General features: G+C 64.6%; 16 protein-coding genes and 2 tRNA genes. 13 read left to right on the top strand and 5 right to left on the bottom strand.

The window, feature by feature from the left end:
• The first annotated feature begins 10 nt into the window (after positions 1-10).
• From M2361_RS23340 to M2361_RS23325, 4 genes are all read left to right on the top strand, one after another.
• Positions 11-871, top strand: coding sequence for a LysR family transcriptional regulator (locus tag M2361_RS23340; RefSeq protein WP_259252030.1), 861 nt, complete (start codon positions 11-13; stop codon positions 869-871).
• 145 nt (positions 872-1,016) lie between these two features.
• Positions 1,017-2,225: a CaiB/BaiF CoA-transferase family protein gene (locus M2361_RS23335; protein WP_259252029.1), complete on the top strand. Its 1,209-nt coding sequence runs from the start codon at positions 1,017-1,019 to the stop codon at positions 2,223-2,225.
• A gap of 74 nt (positions 2,226-2,299) precedes the next feature.
• A complete protein-coding gene (locus M2361_RS23330; protein WP_259252024.1) occupies positions 2,300-3,259 on the top strand; it encodes a tripartite tricarboxylate transporter substrate binding protein in 960 nt (319 codons plus the stop codon).
• A 67-nt stretch (positions 3,260-3,326) separates the two neighbouring features.
• On the top strand, positions 3,327-4,253 hold the full coding sequence (locus tag M2361_RS23325) for a hydroxymethylglutaryl-CoA lyase (RefSeq protein WP_259252655.1): 927 nt from the start codon (positions 3,327-3,329) through the stop codon (positions 4,251-4,253).
• 62 nt (positions 4,254-4,315) lie between these two features.
• Here M2361_RS23325 and M2361_RS23320 read toward each other — a convergent pair.
• A tRNA-Ser gene (locus tag M2361_RS23320) sits at positions 4,316-4,403 on the bottom strand.
• A gap of 142 nt (positions 4,404-4,545) precedes the next feature.
• Here M2361_RS23320 and M2361_RS23315 point away from each other — a divergent pair.
• The 4 genes from M2361_RS23315 to M2361_RS23300 all read left to right on the top strand — a co-directional run bounded on the left by M2361_RS23315 (position 4,546) and on the right by M2361_RS23300 (position 7,147).
• A complete protein-coding gene (locus M2361_RS23315) occupies positions 4,546-5,523 on the top strand; it encodes an NAD(P)H-quinone oxidoreductase (protein ID WP_259252023.1) in 978 nt (325 codons plus the stop codon).
• Between the two features lie 130 nt (positions 5,524-5,653).
• Positions 5,654-6,400 (top strand): triose-phosphate isomerase, encoded by a 747-nt coding sequence (tpiA, locus tag M2361_RS23310; protein WP_100857443.1) that lies wholly within the window; start codon positions 5,654-5,656, stop codon positions 6,398-6,400.
• A 21-nt stretch (positions 6,401-6,421) separates the two neighbouring features.
• Positions 6,422-6,901 carry a preprotein translocase subunit SecG gene (secG, locus tag M2361_RS23305; protein ID WP_100857442.1) on the top strand — a complete coding sequence of 160 codons (480 nt, stop codon included), beginning with the start codon at positions 6,422-6,424 and terminating at the stop codon, positions 6,899-6,901.
• A 161-nt stretch (positions 6,902-7,062) separates the two neighbouring features.
• A tRNA-Leu gene (locus M2361_RS23300) sits at positions 7,063-7,147 on the top strand.
• A gap of 109 nt (positions 7,148-7,256) precedes the next feature.
• Here M2361_RS23300 and M2361_RS23295 read toward each other — a convergent pair.
• The 3 genes from M2361_RS23295 to M2361_RS23280 form a co-directional block, all read right to left on the bottom strand.
• Positions 7,257-7,562, bottom strand: coding sequence for a hypothetical protein (locus tag M2361_RS23295; RefSeq protein ID WP_259252019.1), 306 nt, complete (start codon positions 7,560-7,562; stop codon positions 7,257-7,259).
• Between the two features lie 393 nt (positions 7,563-7,955).
• Entirely contained in the window at positions 7,956-8,735 is a 780-nt protein-coding gene (locus M2361_RS23285; protein ID WP_259252654.1) for a tyrosine-protein phosphatase, read from the bottom strand.
• 82 nt (positions 8,736-8,817) lie between these two features.
• Complete coding sequence (locus M2361_RS23280) at positions 8,818-9,312, bottom strand: MarR family winged helix-turn-helix transcriptional regulator (RefSeq protein WP_259252016.1); 495 nt, start codon at positions 9,310-9,312, stop codon at positions 8,818-8,820.
• Between the two features lie 151 nt (positions 9,313-9,463).
• Between M2361_RS23280 and M2361_RS23275 the strand changes: the two genes are divergently transcribed.
• The 5 genes from M2361_RS23275 (at position 9,464) to M2361_RS23255 (ending at position 14,656) form a co-directional block, all read left to right on the top strand.
• Positions 9,464-10,729: a flavin-dependent oxidoreductase gene (locus M2361_RS23275; RefSeq protein WP_259252013.1), complete on the top strand. Its 1,266-nt coding sequence runs from the start codon at positions 9,464-9,466 to the stop codon at positions 10,727-10,729.
• The gene (locus M2361_RS23270; RefSeq protein ID WP_259252011.1) at positions 10,726-11,211 is read left to right on the top strand and encodes a DUF3237 domain-containing protein; all 486 of its coding nucleotides are present in this window, start codon (positions 10,726-10,728) and stop codon (positions 11,209-11,211) included. The genes M2361_RS23275 and M2361_RS23270 overlap by 4 nt, the downstream gene beginning before the upstream one ends.
• Before the next feature lie 50 nt (positions 11,212-11,261).
• Complete coding sequence (locus M2361_RS23265; protein WP_259252009.1) at positions 11,262-12,227, top strand: tripartite tricarboxylate transporter substrate binding protein; 966 nt, start codon at positions 11,262-11,264, stop codon at positions 12,225-12,227.
• A gap of 560 nt (positions 12,228-12,787) precedes the next feature.
• Positions 12,788-13,387, top strand: a complete 600-nt coding sequence (locus M2361_RS23260; RefSeq protein WP_259252008.1) for a nitroreductase family protein — start codon at positions 12,788-12,790, stop codon at positions 13,385-13,387.
• A 213-nt stretch (positions 13,388-13,600) separates the two neighbouring features.
• Complete coding sequence (locus tag M2361_RS23255) at positions 13,601-14,656, top strand: sensor domain-containing diguanylate cyclase (protein ID WP_259252004.1); 1,056 nt, start codon at positions 13,601-13,603, stop codon at positions 14,654-14,656.
• Positions 14,657-14,917: 261 nt separating this feature from the next.
• Here the strand turns inward: M2361_RS23255 and M2361_RS23250 are convergent, their stop codons facing one another.
• Positions 14,918-15,856: a hypothetical protein gene (locus M2361_RS23250; RefSeq protein ID WP_259252001.1), complete on the bottom strand. Its 939-nt coding sequence runs from the start codon at positions 15,854-15,856 to the stop codon at positions 14,918-14,920.
• Positions 15,857-15,895 lie beyond the last annotated feature (39 nt).

Genomic DNA, 15,895 nt, shown 5'->3' with positions numbered 1-15,895 from the left:
ATCGCTGCGCTTGTTCTTATCCGCCCTGGAAGAAGGCAGCCTGGCGCGGGCCGCCGCGCGCGAGAACATCGTGCCGTCGGCGGTCAGCAAGCGCATGTCGGAAATGGAGGAAGCGTTTGGCGTGCCGCTGCTGGAGCGCGGCGTCAAGGGCGTGCAGGCCACCCCGGCCGGCAACGCGCTGGCCACGCATGTGCGGCGGCTGTTGCAGGACCTGGAACACATGCACCGCGAGATGGCGGGCTTTGCGACGGGCGTGCGGGGGCGCGTGCGCCTGGCGGTCAGCGTGGCGGCGTTGTCCGGCGACTTGCCCGCGCGGATTCAATCGTTTCGCCGGGCGCACCCCGAGATCGACATCCTGCTGCAGGAAGACACAACGCAAGCCGCCTTTCGCGCCGTGCTGGAAGGGCAGGCGGACGTGGCGGCGGGGTCGGACTTCGGGCATGACGGCTTGCAGGTGTTTCCGTACGGGCATTGCGAGCTGGCCGCCGTGGTGCCAGGCCAGCATGTGCTGGCCCAGCGCGAAACGCTGGACTACGCGCAACTGCTGCCTTTCGAGCAGATCGAACTGAACCGTGACAACGGCATCAGCAGCGTGTTCGAGCAAACCGCACAGGCGATAGGCGTGACGCGGCGCATCAGCGCGCGCGTCAGCGGGCACGAAACGATCTGCACGCTGGTTGCGCGCGGCATGGGCGTTGCGGTGGTGCCGCTGTATCTGAAGGCGCGGCAGGCCCACTTGGATATCCGCTTCATCCCGCTGACGGGGCCGTGGTCCAGCACGCCCTTGTGCATCGCCGTGCGGGACCCGGATGCACTGGCGCCCGCCGCGCGAACCTTGCTGGCGCATCTGGGCGTGCTGCCCTTGGGCTGAAGGCGAGCAGGTCCGGGCCTACCTGCTTAGGGGCTTACCCGGACGTTCCCAAACGAGAATGCCCCGGTGATGAAAGACCGCTACCCGTGATGCGCCGACGCCCGCGATCATGCTTGCATCTTCACCGGCCAACAAGGACATCCCGATGAGCGCAGCACCGCCTTCACCCTTCATGGACAACGCTGAACTGCCGTTGCGCGGCATCAAGGTGCTGGAACTGTCACACATGATCATGGGGCCGGCCGCGGGCTTGTCGCTGGCCGACTTGGGCGCCGACGTCATCAAGGTGGAACCGATAGACGGCGACCGCACGCGCCGGCTGAAAGGTTCGGGCAGCGGCTACTTTCCAGTGTTCAACCGCAATAAGCAAAGCCTGGCGATTGATCTGAAATCGACCCAAGGCCAGCAGTTGGTGCGCCAGTTGGCGCTGCAAACCGACATGGTGGTGGAGAACTTCCGCGACGGCAGCCTGGCGCAGTATGGGCTGGACTATGAATCGCTGTCGGCCGAAAACCCCAGGTTGATCTATGTGTCGCTCAAGGGTTTTTTGTCGGGGCCTTACAAGCACCGGACGGCGCTGGATGAAGTGGTGCAGATGATGGGCGGCCTGGCCTATATCAACGGCGGCGCCGATACGCCGCAGCGCGTGGCCGCGTCGGTCAACGACATCCTGGGCGGCACGTTTGGCGTGGTGGGCGCCTTGGCCGCGCTGCACGATCGCCACGCCACGGGGCGCGGCCGCCACGTGCGGTCCGGCCTGTTCGAAAACAACCTGTTGCTGGTCGCGCAGTTCATCGCGCAATTCCAGTTGACCGGCACCGCGCCCAAGCCCATGGGCGCCGAGCGCAAACCGCCATGGGGCGTGTACGACGTATTCGAAACCGCCGATGGCCGCGTGTTCGTGGCGGTGGTGGGCGACGCGCAATGGCGCAACTTCGCGCAAAAATTCCTGCCGCCCGAATGGGCCGCCGACCCGCGCCTGGCCACGGCGGTCGACCGCGAAGCCGCGCGCTCCTGGCTGGTGCCTGGCGTGGCCGAGATATTGAAATCCTGGAACACGGCCGACCTGTGCGCTGCGCTGGAGGCGGCCAACCTGTCTTACGGCCCGATTCGCCAGCCCCACGACTTGCTGGATGACGCCCATTTGAACGCCGGCGGCGCGTTGCTGAAGACGCGGCTGCCCGACGGCGGCGAGATCTCGGCCGCGGCGCTGCCGCTTGAATTCGACGGCCGCAAGGCCGGCAAGCGCATGGACCCGCCCGACCAAGGCGCCCACACGCACGCCATCTTGCAGGGGCTGGGGCTGGATGCCGCGCGCATCGACGCCCTGCGCGCCGCGGGAGTGATTGCATGACCGGGCCATAGCGCCCGGAACCTCTGTCGAGGCGGCGTCAGACCGCCAAGACATCCATCAAAGAAGGAGACAACATGATCCGCAAACTCGCCGCGCTGGCTGTACTGGCTGTCGCCTGCACCGCCCAGGCCCAGGACTATCCCAGCAAGCCAATCCGCATCATCATCCCGTCCACCCCGGGCGGGGGCACCGACTACATCGGCCGCCTGATGAGCACCAAGCTGCACGAACTGAACGGCTGGACGGTCGTGCCCGAAAACAAGCCCGGCGCGGGCACGGCACTAGGCCTGGCCGAGGCGGCGCGCGCGCCCGCACAGGGCTACGACCTGGTGATCGGCCAATCGGACAACGTCACGCTGATTCCGCTGCTGATGAAAGTGGCCTATGACCCTGTCCAGGACCTGACGCCGGTGGCGCTGGTGGCCACCACCCCGATGGTGCTGCTGGTGTCGGACGCGTCGCCCTACAAGACGCTGCCCGAAGTGATCGAAGCCGCCAAGAAAGCGCCGAACCAGATTTCCTACGGCACCTCGGGAACCGGAGGCGGCGTGCACATCGCCATGGAAATGCTGCAGCACGAAGCCGGCTTCAAGATGCAGCACGTACCCTACAAGGGCTCGGCGCCGGCGCTGGCGGATCTGATGGGCGGGCACTTGCAGTTTGCGGGATCGTCGATCTCGTCGGCGGCGGCATTGATCAAATCGGGCAAGGTGCGCGCGCTGGCGGTGACCTCGCTCAAGCGCAATGCCGCGTTGCCCGACGTGCCCACGGTTGCCGAGCTTGGCTACAAGGATTTCAGCGTGGTGACCTACTACGGTGTGCTGGCGCCCTCCAAGACGCCCAAGGACATCGTCCAGCGGCTGAACGCCGACTTCAACAAACTGCTGGCCAAGAAAGACGTGCGTGATGCGCTGGCCGCGCAAGGCCTGGAAGCGGATCCCGTTTCCAGCGCGCAATTCGCCTCGCTGATCCAGGCGGATATTGGCAAGGCCAAGCAGACGATCAAGAGCGCGGGCATTGCGGTCCAGCAATGATCGTGCAGCAGCATCGGCAGCGGCAGCGACAACGGAGCGCCATATGAACCAGAATTTGAACCAGCATATGAACCAGGAAGTCAGGATTTGCGAAGTGGGTCCGCGCGATGGGCTGCAGATGGCGCGGGGCATGATGCCCACCGCCGACAAATTGCGGTGGATCGGCCAACTGGCGGCGGCGGGCCTGCGTGAAATCGAAGTGGGCAGCTTCGTGTCGCCCCGGCTGGTGCCGCAGATGGCCGATACGGGCAGCGTGCTGCCCGAGGCGCTAGGAATCGACGGGCTGACCGTCTGCGCGCTGGCATGCAACCTGAAAGGCGCCATCGCCGCTTATGAAGCCGGCGCGCACGTCGTGGCGTTTCCCATTTCGGTCAGCGACACGCACAGCCGCGCCAACGTGGGCAAGGGCACGGATGCGCAGGTGGAGATGATGGCGTCCATCGTGGATTGGGTGCGCGCGCAGCCGCGTCCCATGCGGATCGACGCGGCGGTGGCCACGGCGTTTGGCTGCTCGCTGGAAGGCCCCGTGCCCGTTCACCGGGTGGCCGACGTGGCCGCCGCCGTGGCGCGCACGGGCGTCGATGAAATCGCGCTGGCCGACACGGTGGGCTACGCGCACCCCGAGCAAGTGCGCCAGGTCGTGCGCGCCACGCAGGACGCGGTGGGCGCTCGGCTGACCAAGCTGCACCTGCACGACACGATGGGGCTGGGGCTGGCCAATGCGCTGGCGGGGCTGGACGAAGGCATCCGCGCGTTCGACTCCTGCCTGGGCGGGCTGGGCGGTTGCCCGTTCGCGCCGGGGGCGTCCGGCAACATCGTCACGGAAGACCTGGTGTTCATGCTGGAAAGCATGGGCTACCGCACGGGCGTCGATTTACCCCGTCTCTTGTCCGCGCGCGCATTGCTGGCCGACGCCCTGCCGCAGGAAGCGCTGCGCAGCGGCGTGGCGGCAGCAGGCATTCCGAAGACATTTCGGGCCGGTCTGCGGGGGTAACGGGGGGGGTATGGAGGGACGCAGCCGCGCCGCCAGGGGCGTGTCGGCTGCCATCGAGGGTCTGGCGGAAGCGGTGAGATTCGAACTCACGAACGGTTGCCCGTTGCCGGTTTTCAAGACCGGTGCAATCGACCACTCTGCCACGCTTCCGGGTGTTGCTGTGCCGCGGGTCAGGCTGCGGCGTTACGGCGGTTGGGCGATTCGGCCGTCAGGCAAACATTCTGCCAAAACCAAAACGCGAGATGCCGTAAAGGGCGCAATAATAATCTATTTGCTGCAAAGGAGGCACGCGATGCATGCTGTAGAAATCTCCCGCCCCGGCGGCCCTGAGGTTCTGGTCCCCGTAGAACGTCCCACGCCCGAGCCCGGCGCGGGTGAAGTCCTGATCAAAGTCAGCGCCGCGGGCATCAACCGCCCCGACGTGTTCCAGCGCAAGGGCAACTACGCACCGCCGCGCGGCGTGTCCGATCTGCCGGGCCTTGAAGTGGCCGGCGAAATCGTCGGCGGTGACGTGGCTGACAGCGGCTTTGCCATCGGCGACAAGGTCTGCGCCCTGGTTGCGGGCGGCGGTTACGCCGAGTACTGCGTTGCTCCCGTCGCGCAATGCCTGCCCATCCCCAAAGGACTGTCCGACATTGAAGCGGCCGGTTTGCCCGAAACCTATTTCACGGTCTGGAGCAACGTGTTCGATCGCGGTCGCCTGTCCGAAGGCGAGATCCTGCTGGTGCACGGCGGCGCAAGCGGCATCGGCACCACGGCGATCCAACTGGCGCGCGCGATGGGCAACAAGGTCTATGCCACGGTCGGCAGCGACGACCGGGCCCGCGCCGTTGAAGCGTTGGGCGCGGAAAAGGGCATCAACTACAAGACCCAGGATTTCGTGAAGGAAGTCATGGAAGCGACCGACGGGCGCGGCGTGGACGTCATCCTGGACATGGTGGCCGGCGACTACATCGCGCGCGACATGCAATGCCTGGCCGATGACGGCCGCATCGTCATCATTGCCCAGTTGGGCGGTTCGCGTGCCGACGTGGACACTTCCCAGGTCATGCGCCGTCGCCTGACCATCACGGGATCCACCTTGCGTCCCCGTCCGGTCGCCTTCAAGGGCGCCATCGCCCGCGCGCTGCGCGAGCAAGCCTGGCCCTTGCTGGAAAAAGGGGCCATCAAGCCGATCGTGCACGCCACCTTCCCGCTGGCCGAGGCCTCCAAGGCCCACGCCATGATGGAAGGCGGTGAAAACATCGGCAAAATCATCCTGACGATGTAAGAATCGCGCGGCGTTCGGCGTATCGCCGCGCAACAGGATACAATCTCGGGTTTCGCCTGGAATTTTTTCCAGGCAGTCCCGTGCGCGGTTGCATCATCCCCCCGGGGCTCACCCACTCTGACACCTTGCCATGACTTCAGTCGAAAACCGCGCCCGCCTTGTGCTGGGCAACTGGAAGATGCACGGCAACCTGGCCGAGAACGCCGCGTTGCTGACCGAGCTGCGGGCCGCGGACGCCGCGAGCCACTGCGAGATCGGCATCTGTGTTCCGTTTCCCTACCTGGCGCAAGCCGGCTCGGCCCTGACCGGAAGCAGCGTGTCCTGGGGCGCGCAAGACGTCAGCGCGCACGAAAAGGGCGCCTACACGGGTGAAGTGTCCGGCGCCATGCTGAAAGAATTTGGTTGCCGCTGGGCATTGGCCGGCCACTCCGAGCGCCGCGTGCTGCACGGTGAAACCGACGAAATCGTTGCCGCCAAGGCGCAAGCCGCGCTGGCCGCCGGCCTGACCCCGGTGGTCTGCGTGGGCGAATCGCTGGCCGACCGCGAAGCCGGCAACACGTTGGCCGTCATCGAACGCCAGTTGAAGCCTGTGTTGGCACTGGGCGCCGATGCCGTGTCGCGCATGGTGCTGGCCTACGAGCCCGTCTGGGCCATCGGCACCGGCCGCACCGCCAGCCCCGAGCAGGCGCAAGAAGTTCATGCCGCCATCCGCGCCGCCTTGCGCGCGCTGGGCGCGGCGCAAGTACAGGTTTTGTACGGCGGCAGCGTAAAAGCTGCCAACGCCGCCAGTTTGTTCGCCATGACTGATATCGACGGGGCCCTGGTCGGCGGCGCGTCGCTAGTGGCTGAAGAATTTTTGCGTATTGCCGCCATCTAAGTTTCCGTTCCGGAGTCTGTAATGCCCTTGATGCTTAAACTTTTGCTGGCCGTCCAAGTTATATCGGCGCTGGCTATCATCGTTCTGGTCCTGCTGCAGCAGGGCAAGGGCGCCGACATGGGGTCCGCTTTCGGTAGCGGCTCGTCCGGCAGCCTGTTCGGTGCCACCGGCGCCGCCAACTTCCTGTCGCGCGCCACCAAGTGGGCCGCCGTGGTCTTCTTCGCGTCCACCGCCGGCCTGGCCTACGTCAGCCACAAGGGCACCAGCGGCCCCGCCGTTGATTCGGGCGTGATGCAGAACTTCCCGGCCGACCGTTCCGTGCCGCAAGTGCCGGGCGCCGCGCCCGCCGCACCGGCAACCGGTGGTGCTTCGGTCCCGGGCGCTGCATCGGTTCCGGCTGCTCCTGCCGCTCCCGCCGCGCCGGCCAAGCCCGACGCCTCGGTGCCGTCCGCACCGGCTCCCGCCACGACGGAAAAGCCGGCGGAAACTCCCGCCAAGTAAGTTCAGGCATGCTCAAAAAGGCCGGCGCGCAAACGCCGGCTTTTTTTCGCGCGGGCCGGATCGCCTTGCCTTGCAGGTGGGCTTCCGGCGTCAGCAAATTCCGTGCTAGAATGCTCGACTTTCTGGCCTTGCCTACGGGAAAGCCTAGAAAACTGGTGAAAGCCGACGTGGTGAAATTGGTAGACACGCTATCTTGAGGGGGTAGTGGCGAAAGCTGTGCGAGTTCGAGTCTCGCCGTCGGCACCAAGAATTCCTCGCAAAATGTTCGCTTAGGACAAGCCCGCTGAAAACGCAAAGTTTCAGCGGGCTTTTTGCTTTTGGCTTTTTGCTTTTGGCTTTTAACCCAGCGTTTGGCTCAATGAAGATTGCCCCCAAACGCCAGCACCCCCACCACAAACGTTATCCCTCCCACCGCCGCTAACCCATACGCGCGCTTCGCCGCCATCGCGTTGCCACGGCTTATGCCGATGACCAGCGTAATCAGCGACCATAGTCCCGTGAAGGATAGAAGCGCCAGCGTGTACACCCAGTCCGAAAGATCGTAGCCGCCGCCACCGATGGACGGGCTTGCGGAATGCTTGGGCCATAGCAAGGCCACGAGCGTGCCCGCAACCACGGCAAACACGGCGAGCCAGGCCAGGAAAGCGCGGTCTTTCAGCATGGTTTCGATCCTGATGTTTGAGTTAGGGGATGTAATGCACGCCTCTAAATGGGGACAAACGGCTGGTATAAAGACCGTTGTAGTTTCAACGTAGGCGAGCAAATGTCGATTCAATCATTGGTCCGTTGCGGGGCGGCGGTGGCGCTTCTTGCAATGGGTTCGGGGTGTTCTTTAGTTGGACTTGGAGATTCCCGCAGTAGCGAGTGTCAGTGGTACCGCAGCAGTTGCATGCACGAAGGGTCTTACGACCCGGGCGAAGAGGACTACGCGGAAGAGGAAGCGAAACGCCTGAACGAGGAATCGTCCGACCGCTTGCGCCGCAGTTCCGGCGATTGATCCGGCGGTTGATCCTGCGATTGATCCGGCGATGGACCCTGCCATCGGCCGCACCCCTCAGCGCTCCAGATAGTGGTCCCGCAAGACGTCCACGTCTATCTTCAACACATCCGTCAGATAGCGGTCCATGCCGCCATATTCCTGCTTGATGGCTTGCACCGAGGCATCCAGGTAGGCGGGCGACACTTCCAGCAGCGGCATCATCACGTCTTCCGTGACGCCGCGCTCGGAGGATTTGGCGAGGATGTCCTGGAAGAACTGGGCGTTGCAGTGATTCGATTCCAGATAGTTCGACACGATGTCGTCGTGCTTCACGCCTAGCGCCGACAACAGCAGCAGCGACGCGAAGCCGGTGCGGTCCTTGCCGGCGGTGCAGTGGAACAGCAGCGTCTTGCCGGTCATGGCCGTTTTCAGGAAGCCGCCGAACGGCGCTTGGTAGCGCGAGGGAAACTCGCGATAAATCTCCACCATCATCGTGGTGCTGAAGGCTTGCGTGGCCTCGCGCAGGCGCGGCAACAACACGGCCATGGCCATATTGCCGTCCAGCACCGGCGATGCAATCCAGTGAAAGCGTTTGCCGAAGTGCGCTTCGTCCTGGGCTTTTTCAGGTTCTGCGCGAAAGTCGATGACCGCTTCCAAGCCCAATGCGCCAAGCCGGTCCAGATCGGCGGCGCTGGCCCGGCCCGGGTTGCCACTGCGAAAGAGCTTGCCCGTGCGCAAGCGCCGCCCATCAATGCCGGTCAGCCCGCCAAGGTCGCGCGCGTTGTGGACCTTTTCAAGGGGCAGGCGGCGCTGGAGCGCTGCCTGGGTGGCGACGAAGCTATCCGTGTGCGGCATGGCGGTGGGCATGGGTACCTTGAAGGGCAAGAATGAGTCGGATGATCGTATCACCGCCATCGGACTCGCATCACCCGAAGCGCTATCCGCCCAACTTACCCAGCAAGCCGATCAATTGCCGCTTTTCCGCCGCGTCCAACTGGTGGCTGATCCGGGCGTCGTGTGCCTCGACGGCCTGTGTGATGTCGGCCAGCACCTTGCTGCCAGCCGCCGTCATCGTCAATGAATACGCACGCTTGTCGTGCTCGACGTCCAGTTTTTCCACGTACCCCAAGCCTTGCAAGTGGTTCACGATCTGCACCGCGCCAGAGCGGGCGATGCCCAGGATGCGCGCCAGGTCGGTGAGCTTCAAGTTGGCATTGGCCGCGATCAGCGTCAGGGCGGAAAAGCGTTGCGGCGTGATGTCCCACGGCGCAAGAGCGGCCAGGAAGTCTTCGTAGATGACGATCTGCGCGCGCCGGATGGCATAGCCGACCAGGCCGTCCAGCGCGCCGTACTGGATGCCGGGAACGTGGGGCTGAAATTGCTCGCCGCGCGCGGCGGGGCGGCGGGGGCGTTGGGATGCGGCTCGGGACATGGCGCGGGGTGGGGGTTGGGGGCCTGGATGCCGGGGGCCTCAACACTAATGCAGTCGGGGCCGCCGCGCCATGGGGTTACGGGAAATCCCCGGGGTGCGAAGAGTATCGGATTTTTGTTATGTTGCATAACAAATAAAACCAGGAGTAGACATGCAAATCGTCATTGCCGGGGCCGGCATCGGCGGTCTGACGCTTGCGCTGATGTTGCATCGGCGCGGCATCGATTGCCGCGTGTATGAAAGCGCGCAGGAACTCAGGCCCTTGGGCGTCGGAATCAACCTGCTGCCGCACGCCGTCAGTGAACTGGAACAGCTAGGGCTGATGCCCGGCCTGGCCGAGCGCGCTATCGAAACGTCACAACTGCACTACTACAACAAGCTTGGCCAGCCGATCTGGCGCGAGCCGCGCGGGCTGCACGCGGGCTATCCCTTGCCGCAGTTTTCCGTGCATCGCGGAGAATTCCAGATGATGCTGGCGCAAGCCGTGCGCGAACGCCTGGGCCAGGGCGCCATCGTCACGGGCATGGTGCTGGAATCCGCCGAGCAGGACGCAAGCGGCGCCACCGCTGTATTCCGGCGGCGAGCGGACGGGACCACGCATCGCGTGCGCGGTGACATCCTGGTGGGGGCGGATGGCATTCATTCCGCGCTGCGCCGCCAATTGCATCCCGTGGGCGACGAACCGCGCTTTTCCGGGCGCATGTTATGGCGCGCGGTGACCGAGGCCCCGCCGTACCTGGACGGCCGCAGCATGTTCATGGCGGGGCACCAAGACCAGAAGTTCGTCTGCTATCCCATTTCGGAACCCTTGCGCCGCCAAGGGCGTTCGCTGATCAACTGGATCGCGGAACTCTCGGTGCCGGACGCCGAACTGCCCGCCACCGACTGGAACCGCCAGGTCGACAAATCCGTCTTCGCGGACCGCTTTTCCGATTGGCGCTGGGACTGGATCGACATTCCCGCAATCATCGACGGCGCAGAAGCCATCTACGAATTTCCGCTGGTGGACCGTGACCCCCTGCCGCGTTGGACGCGGGGCCGCGTTACGCTTCTGGGTGACGCCGCGCACCCCATGTACCCCATCGGTTCGAATGGTTCGGCCCAGGCCATCCTGGACGCGCGTTGCTTGTCGGACTGGTTGGCGCAAGCGGCCGGCGGCAGCGTACGCACGCTTGATATCGCGTTGCTGGAATATGAGGCCGAACGCCTGCCGCGCACGGCCGGCATCGTATTGCGCAACCGCTTGAATGGCCCCGAGCAGGTCATGCAGATGGCCGAAGAGCGCGCGCCGCAAGGCTTTACGGATATTAACGACGTGATCACGCAAGAAGAGCTGGCGGCGGTATCGCTGCGCTACAAACAACTGGCGGGGTTTGACCCCGCCGCCTTGAAGAAGAGCCGGGAGACAACACCATGAGCCATCCCGAGGCATCGGCCGACGCCCTGGCGCCGCGACTGGAACATGTGACGACGGTCATCGTCGAGGTCGGCCCGCCGCAAGAAGTGGGCGACACCCCGCAGGGCCGTCGCCGCGTCATCCCGATCACGGGCGGCACGGTGGATGGCCCGCGCTTGCGCGGCAAAGTGCTGCCGGGCGGGGCAGATTTTCAGATCATCCGTTCGGCCACGTACACCGACATCCATGCGCGCTATGTCATCGAAACCGCCGACGGCGAACGCATCTATGTTGAAAACACCGGCATACGCACGGGCCACGCGGACGACATTGCCCGCTTGGTGCGCGGTGAGCCCGTGGACCCCGCACGCATTTATTTCCGCAGTTACCCGCGCTTTGAAACCGCATCGCCGGCGTTGGGCTGGATGAACGAAAGCCTTTTCATCGGCACAGGCGCGCGCTATCCCGACCGGGTTGAGCTGCGCTTCTACCGCATTTGCTGAACCCTCGGCATCCGCCGTGGCATGAATATAAAAACGACTCGGAGACAACCATGACCTCAATGCTGCGCCGCCTGTTGGGCGGTTTCGTGCTGTGCCTGCCCATCGCCGCGATGGCGCAATTTCCCAATGGCCCCGTGCGCCTGAACGTGGGCTTTCCGCCAGGTACCGGACCCGACATCGTGGCCCGTACGCTGTCGCAACACATGGGCCCCTTGCTGGGCGAAAGCGTGGTGGTGGAAAACAAGGTGGGCGCGGGCGGGCAGATCGCCGCGCAGACCGTGGCGCGCAGCCCCGCCGATGGCCAAACGATCTTGCTGGGCGAGGTGGGCTCCATCAGCATTTCGCCCGCCACCTACCGCAACCTGAACTACGACCCGCCGCGCGATTTCGCGCCCATCTCCGAAGTGGTGCGCGCCGACTTCGTGCTGGTGGTGCCGGCCGACTCTCCGTACAAGGACCTGGCTGCGTTCGTTGCGGGTGGCAAGAAGGCGTCGGACCGAATCAACTTCGCCACCTTCGGCGCGGGCACGCCGGGCCACTTCGGCGCGGAGCTTTTTGCGCGCGAAGCGGGCATGAAGATCGAAGCCATTCATTACCGCTCAACGGGTGATGCCGTGTCGGGCCTGGTGTCGGGCGCGGTGCAGGCGGCGTTCGTCACCACCGCGTTGGCCGTGCCGCAGGTGCAGGGCGGCAAGATGCGCGCGCTTGCCATTACCGGCGCGCAACGTTCGCCCGCCTTGGCCACGGTGCCCACCTTCGCCGAAGGCGGCTTGCCGGACGTCAATTTCGGGGCGTGGTTCGCCTTGTTCGCGCCCGCCGGTACGCCGGACGCGGTGTTGAACCGTTTGCAGAAAGACAGCGCCGCCGCGCTGCGCCAGCCTGCCGCAGTGCGCACCTTGAGCGAAGCCGGCTTCGTCGTCGTCGGTTCCGACCGGAAGACGTTGCAAACCTTGTTGTCCGCCGAATCCAAGCGCTGGTCCGACGTGGTCAAGGCCACGGGCTTTCGGGCGGATTGATCGGGCGGGGGGGGGCCAAGATGGCGGAATAACTTCAGTCGCCCGCGCGTCGCCTTACAAATGACACAGCGCAACTCGTAGGATGGGTGAAGCGCGCGAAGCTCTGGGGCAAGAACACGGCTGCCCAACGCGCGAAACCCATCAAGCAACGCCGAATTTTTGAAAAGCTTAGCCACCATGCAAGCGCTGCCCGATGGGTTGCGCGCGGTCAGCGTAGTGTTCTTAGGAGCAGTCTCCCGCGCTCCACCCATCCTACGAGGTGATACGTCGGCGTGCGGGTCGCGCCCGAGTATGCCTACCACTTGGTGTACCCGGCAGGCAGCGATGCGGATCCACGGGTCTGTGCGTTGCGGGATTGGATGCTGGAAATGGTGCAGGCGGGGCAGACGGATATTGCGCTGTAGGCGGCACCATTCGCGTCATTGGTTCCATCAATAGAACAGTTTGTTCCGTCCAAAATCGGCCGTTTTGATCCCGGCGCTAGTGCAGCCGTCACGGTCCTGCCGTTAGAATTCCTTCCCATATCACCCCCTATCTACCAGTCGAAAGGTCAAAGTCACATGAGCAACGCTTATCTCGACGCACTGAAAAAGCGCCGTACGCAGTATTCGCTGGGCCGCAACGTGTCGGCCTCCAAGGAAGCCCTGACGACCCTGATCCAAGACGCGATCAAGCACACCCCGTCGTCGTTCAATTCGCAAAGCTCGCGCGCTGTCATTCTGTTTGGCGCCGAAAGCGTGAAGCTCTGGGACCTGACCATTGAAGAAGTGCGCAAGGTGGCGCCGGCTGAAGGGTTCGACAAGACCGAAGCCAAGCTCAAGAGCTTTGCCGCCGGCGTCGGCACCGTGCTGTTCTTCGAAGACCAGGACGTCGTGCGCAGCCTGCAAGAGAAGTTTGCCCTGTACGCCGACAACTTCCCGGTGTGGTCGGAACAGGCGGGCGGCATGGCCCAACTGTCGGTCTGGTCGGCCCTGGCCAACGCCGACGTCGGCGCCAGCCTGCAACACTACAACCCGCTGATCGACGGCGTGGTGGCGCGTGAGTGGAACGTGCCCGCGTCGTGGAAGCTGCGCGCGCAAATGCCTTTCGGCTCGAACGAAAACGGCTTTGGCGACAAGCCCTTCATGGACGACGCCGAGCGTTTCCGCGTGGCAGGCTGATCAGCCTGAATCGGGCGGTGCTAGCCGCCTGAGTGCTCCACTAACGAAAACCCGCACTTCCCCAACTTGGGGAGTGCGGGTTTTTGCATGATGCGCCGTCCGGGCGAGTCAGCCTGACCTCGCGTGCATAATGTTTGCTTGACCCGGACGGTCCGTATGCGCCGGGTTCGCCATACTGCGCGGCAGGCGTCGCGCGCTTCGAGGAGACGCAATATGGATCCGATACTTGCCGGACTGTCGAATTCATTGCCTCAAGCCAAGACGGTTGAGCAATTGACCCGCCCGCTGCTGGACATGTTGGGCAGCGTGACGGGGCTGGAATCCACCTACCTGACCGCCATCGACCTGAAAGCCGATCTGCAACACGTGCGCTTTGCCCGCAATGTGGGCAGCATGCAGATACCCGAAGGCTTGTCGGTGCCGTGGTCGGACACGCTGTGCAAGCGGGCGCTGGAAGAAGGGCGCATGTGCACAAGCGACGTCGCCGCCTGCTGGTCGGATTCCGAAGCCGCGCGCCAGTTGGGCATTCAGACCTACGTGAGCGCGCCGGTACGCACGGATGAAGGCACGCTGCTTGGCACGCTGTGCGCGGCCAGCGCGCAACAACATCAGATCCCGTCGCAGGCCGAGGCCGTGTTGAAACTGTTCTCCAACGTCATCGCCAATTTCCTGGAACGCGAAATCCTGATGGAGCAACTGCAGGCCGCGAATGTCCAGTTGCTGTCCTATGCGCTGACTGATCCCTTGACCGGCCTGCCCAATCGCCGCGCTTTGTACGAAGAGCTGGAACGGCTGGAAAAGCGGGCGCTGCGCGAAGGCGGCAGCGTGCTGGTCGGTGTGATCGACCTGGACGGCTTCAAGGGCATCAACGATACCTACGGCCACCAACAGGGCGATGTGTTCCTGCAAGAGATTTCCCGGCGGCTAGCCAGCACCTTGCGCACGTCCGACATGCTGGGCCGCATGGGCGGCGACGAGTTCGTGCTGATCGGCCCCGGCCCCGCCATCGAACGCGGCAATATCGGCCCGGGCGGCGAGGCGCAACGAGGCGAAGCCGAAGACGCCGCCCGCGCGCTGGAAGAACGCGCCACGGCCGCCACCATCGGCCGCTATCAACTGGGCGATGCGGTGGTGCCGTATGAAGGCGCCAGCGTCGGCGTGGTGGCCGTCGACCCGCGCGGCCTGGACGCCGAAGCCGCGGTCCGTTTGGCGGATGCACGCATGTATGAGATCAAGCGGGCGCGCAAAGGGGCGCGGACGATACATTGAGGGGTTCTTCTCGTCCATGCCTGTGCGCGGGACGCCATCCCCTCTAATTCGTAGGATGGGTGAAGCGCGAGAGACCAGCGACAAGAACGCCGCTGCATCAACGCGCGGAACCCATCATGCAGCGCCGCGGTTCTTTTAGCCTTCAGCCACAACGCAACGTCTGATTGATGGGTTGCGCGCGTTGAGGCGTTTGAATTTTTGCCATGAGTCTTTCGCGCTTCACCCATCCTACGCCGTCAAATTGGTGGAACGCCGTGCCCATCACCGATACCCGCGCTCCACCGCCGACCACTTCAACGTCTTGCGCCACTTGCCGCCTTGCTGGCGCAGTTGCAGGTCAAAGTACCCGTCTGTTTTCTCTGGCAGCACCACCAGGATGTTGCTGGCGTCGGACATGTCGTGGTCGCGTGTGCCGTCGGGGTGCCAGTCGCCGGCGATGGATTTGAAGAACGACATGGGCTGCGCGAACACCACGCGCAGCGTGGGGCCGTCGATGTGGAACAGGTACAGGGCCTCGAAGTTGGCGCCGCCGCCGGAGTAGCCTTCGCTCCACCCGGCGCGCACACCGAAGGCCACGGCGCCGGGGGCGATCTTGTACGCGGCCAGGTCGAAGTGCTTCCATTCGGTGGGCATCGATAGCAGCGGGGCGTTGGCGTCTTCCGTTGCCAGGTCCTGGGGCAGGTCGATGTTGGTATTGCGCCAGTCAGTGGGCGTCTTGACGGGGCCGTCAGTGCGGGCCAGCAGCGTGGGGGCCTTGCCCGGCGTCGTGCCGAACACGCCGAACCAGGCGCCGTTCTTGTCATCGTCGCTGGACAGGTCGGCGCATTCGCCGCCGCCGAATTTGATCAGTCGCGCCGCGCGTTCGGGCGTCGACGCCAGGCACACCATCGCGACAAACGTTCCTGGGCGCTGCCCCCACGGCTTGACACCTGCGACCAGCAGCCGTTTGGGGTCTAGCCCAGGGGCCAGTTGCTGCACCAGGAAGTCGCGCGTGAAGCCGTCGGGCAGGGCTACGCCAAGCCTGTCGGGTTGCGGCGCGCCGCTCATCTGGCTGTCGTACATTCTGCGGGCGTCTTCCGTCTGGATGGCGCCGCGGGCCTTGTCCAGCGAGGGCACGGTGGTGTCCGCCCATGCTGAGGGCACGTGCAGCCCGCAGGCCAACAGGGGGGACAACAGTAGCGAGGCGAGTCGGATGCGCATGGGTAGGGAGCGGTCTTGGTATAGAAAGCGGTAGGGGAA

Source organism: Achromobacter sp. JUb104 (assembly GCF_024806975.1).
Taxonomy (GTDB): Bacteria; Pseudomonadota; Gammaproteobacteria; order Burkholderiales; family Burkholderiaceae_B; genus Achromobacter; species Achromobacter spanius.
Note: the sequence above shows the minus strand (reverse complement) of the source record. Positions and strands in the feature narration are given on the sequence as shown.

Coding starts and splice junctions, on each gene's coding strand:
- M2361_RS23325 (WP_259252655.1), top strand. CDS start 3,327: ATGAACCAGGAAGTCAGGATTTGCGAAGTGGGTCCGCGCGATGGGCTG.
- M2361_RS23270 (WP_259252011.1), top strand. CDS start 10,726: ATGAGCCATCCCGAGGCATCGGCCGACGCCCTGGCGCCGCGACTGGAA.
- M2361_RS23285 (WP_259252654.1), bottom strand. CDS start 8,735: ATGCCGCACACGGATAGCTTCGTCGCCACCCAGGCAGCGCTCCAGCGC.
- M2361_RS23315 (WP_259252023.1), top strand. CDS start 4,546: ATGCATGCTGTAGAAATCTCCCGCCCCGGCGGCCCTGAGGTTCTGGTC.
- M2361_RS23265 (WP_259252009.1), top strand. CDS start 11,262: ATGACCTCAATGCTGCGCCGCCTGTTGGGCGGTTTCGTGCTGTGCCTG.
- M2361_RS23260 (WP_259252008.1), top strand. CDS start 12,788: ATGAGCAACGCTTATCTCGACGCACTGAAAAAGCGCCGTACGCAGTAT.
- M2361_RS23280 (WP_259252016.1), bottom strand. CDS start 9,312: ATGTCCCGAGCCGCATCCCAACGCCCCCGCCGCCCCGCCGCGCGCGGC.
- M2361_RS23295 (WP_259252019.1), bottom strand. CDS start 7,562: ATGCTGAAAGACCGCGCTTTCCTGGCCTGGCTCGCCGTGTTTGCCGTG.
- M2361_RS23250 (WP_259252001.1), bottom strand. CDS start 15,856: ATGCGCATCCGACTCGCCTCGCTACTGTTGTCCCCCCTGTTGGCCTGC.
- secG (WP_100857442.1), top strand. CDS start 6,422: ATGCCCTTGATGCTTAAACTTTTGCTGGCCGTCCAAGTTATATCGGCG.
- M2361_RS23255 (WP_259252004.1), top strand. CDS start 13,601: ATGGATCCGATACTTGCCGGACTGTCGAATTCATTGCCTCAAGCCAAG.
- M2361_RS23335 (WP_259252029.1), top strand. CDS start 1,017: ATGAGCGCAGCACCGCCTTCACCCTTCATGGACAACGCTGAACTGCCG.
- tpiA (WP_100857443.1), top strand. CDS start 5,654: ATGACTTCAGTCGAAAACCGCGCCCGCCTTGTGCTGGGCAACTGGAAG.
- M2361_RS23275 (WP_259252013.1), top strand. CDS start 9,464: ATGCAAATCGTCATTGCCGGGGCCGGCATCGGCGGTCTGACGCTTGCG.
- M2361_RS23330 (WP_259252024.1), top strand. CDS start 2,300: ATGATCCGCAAACTCGCCGCGCTGGCTGTACTGGCTGTCGCCTGCACC.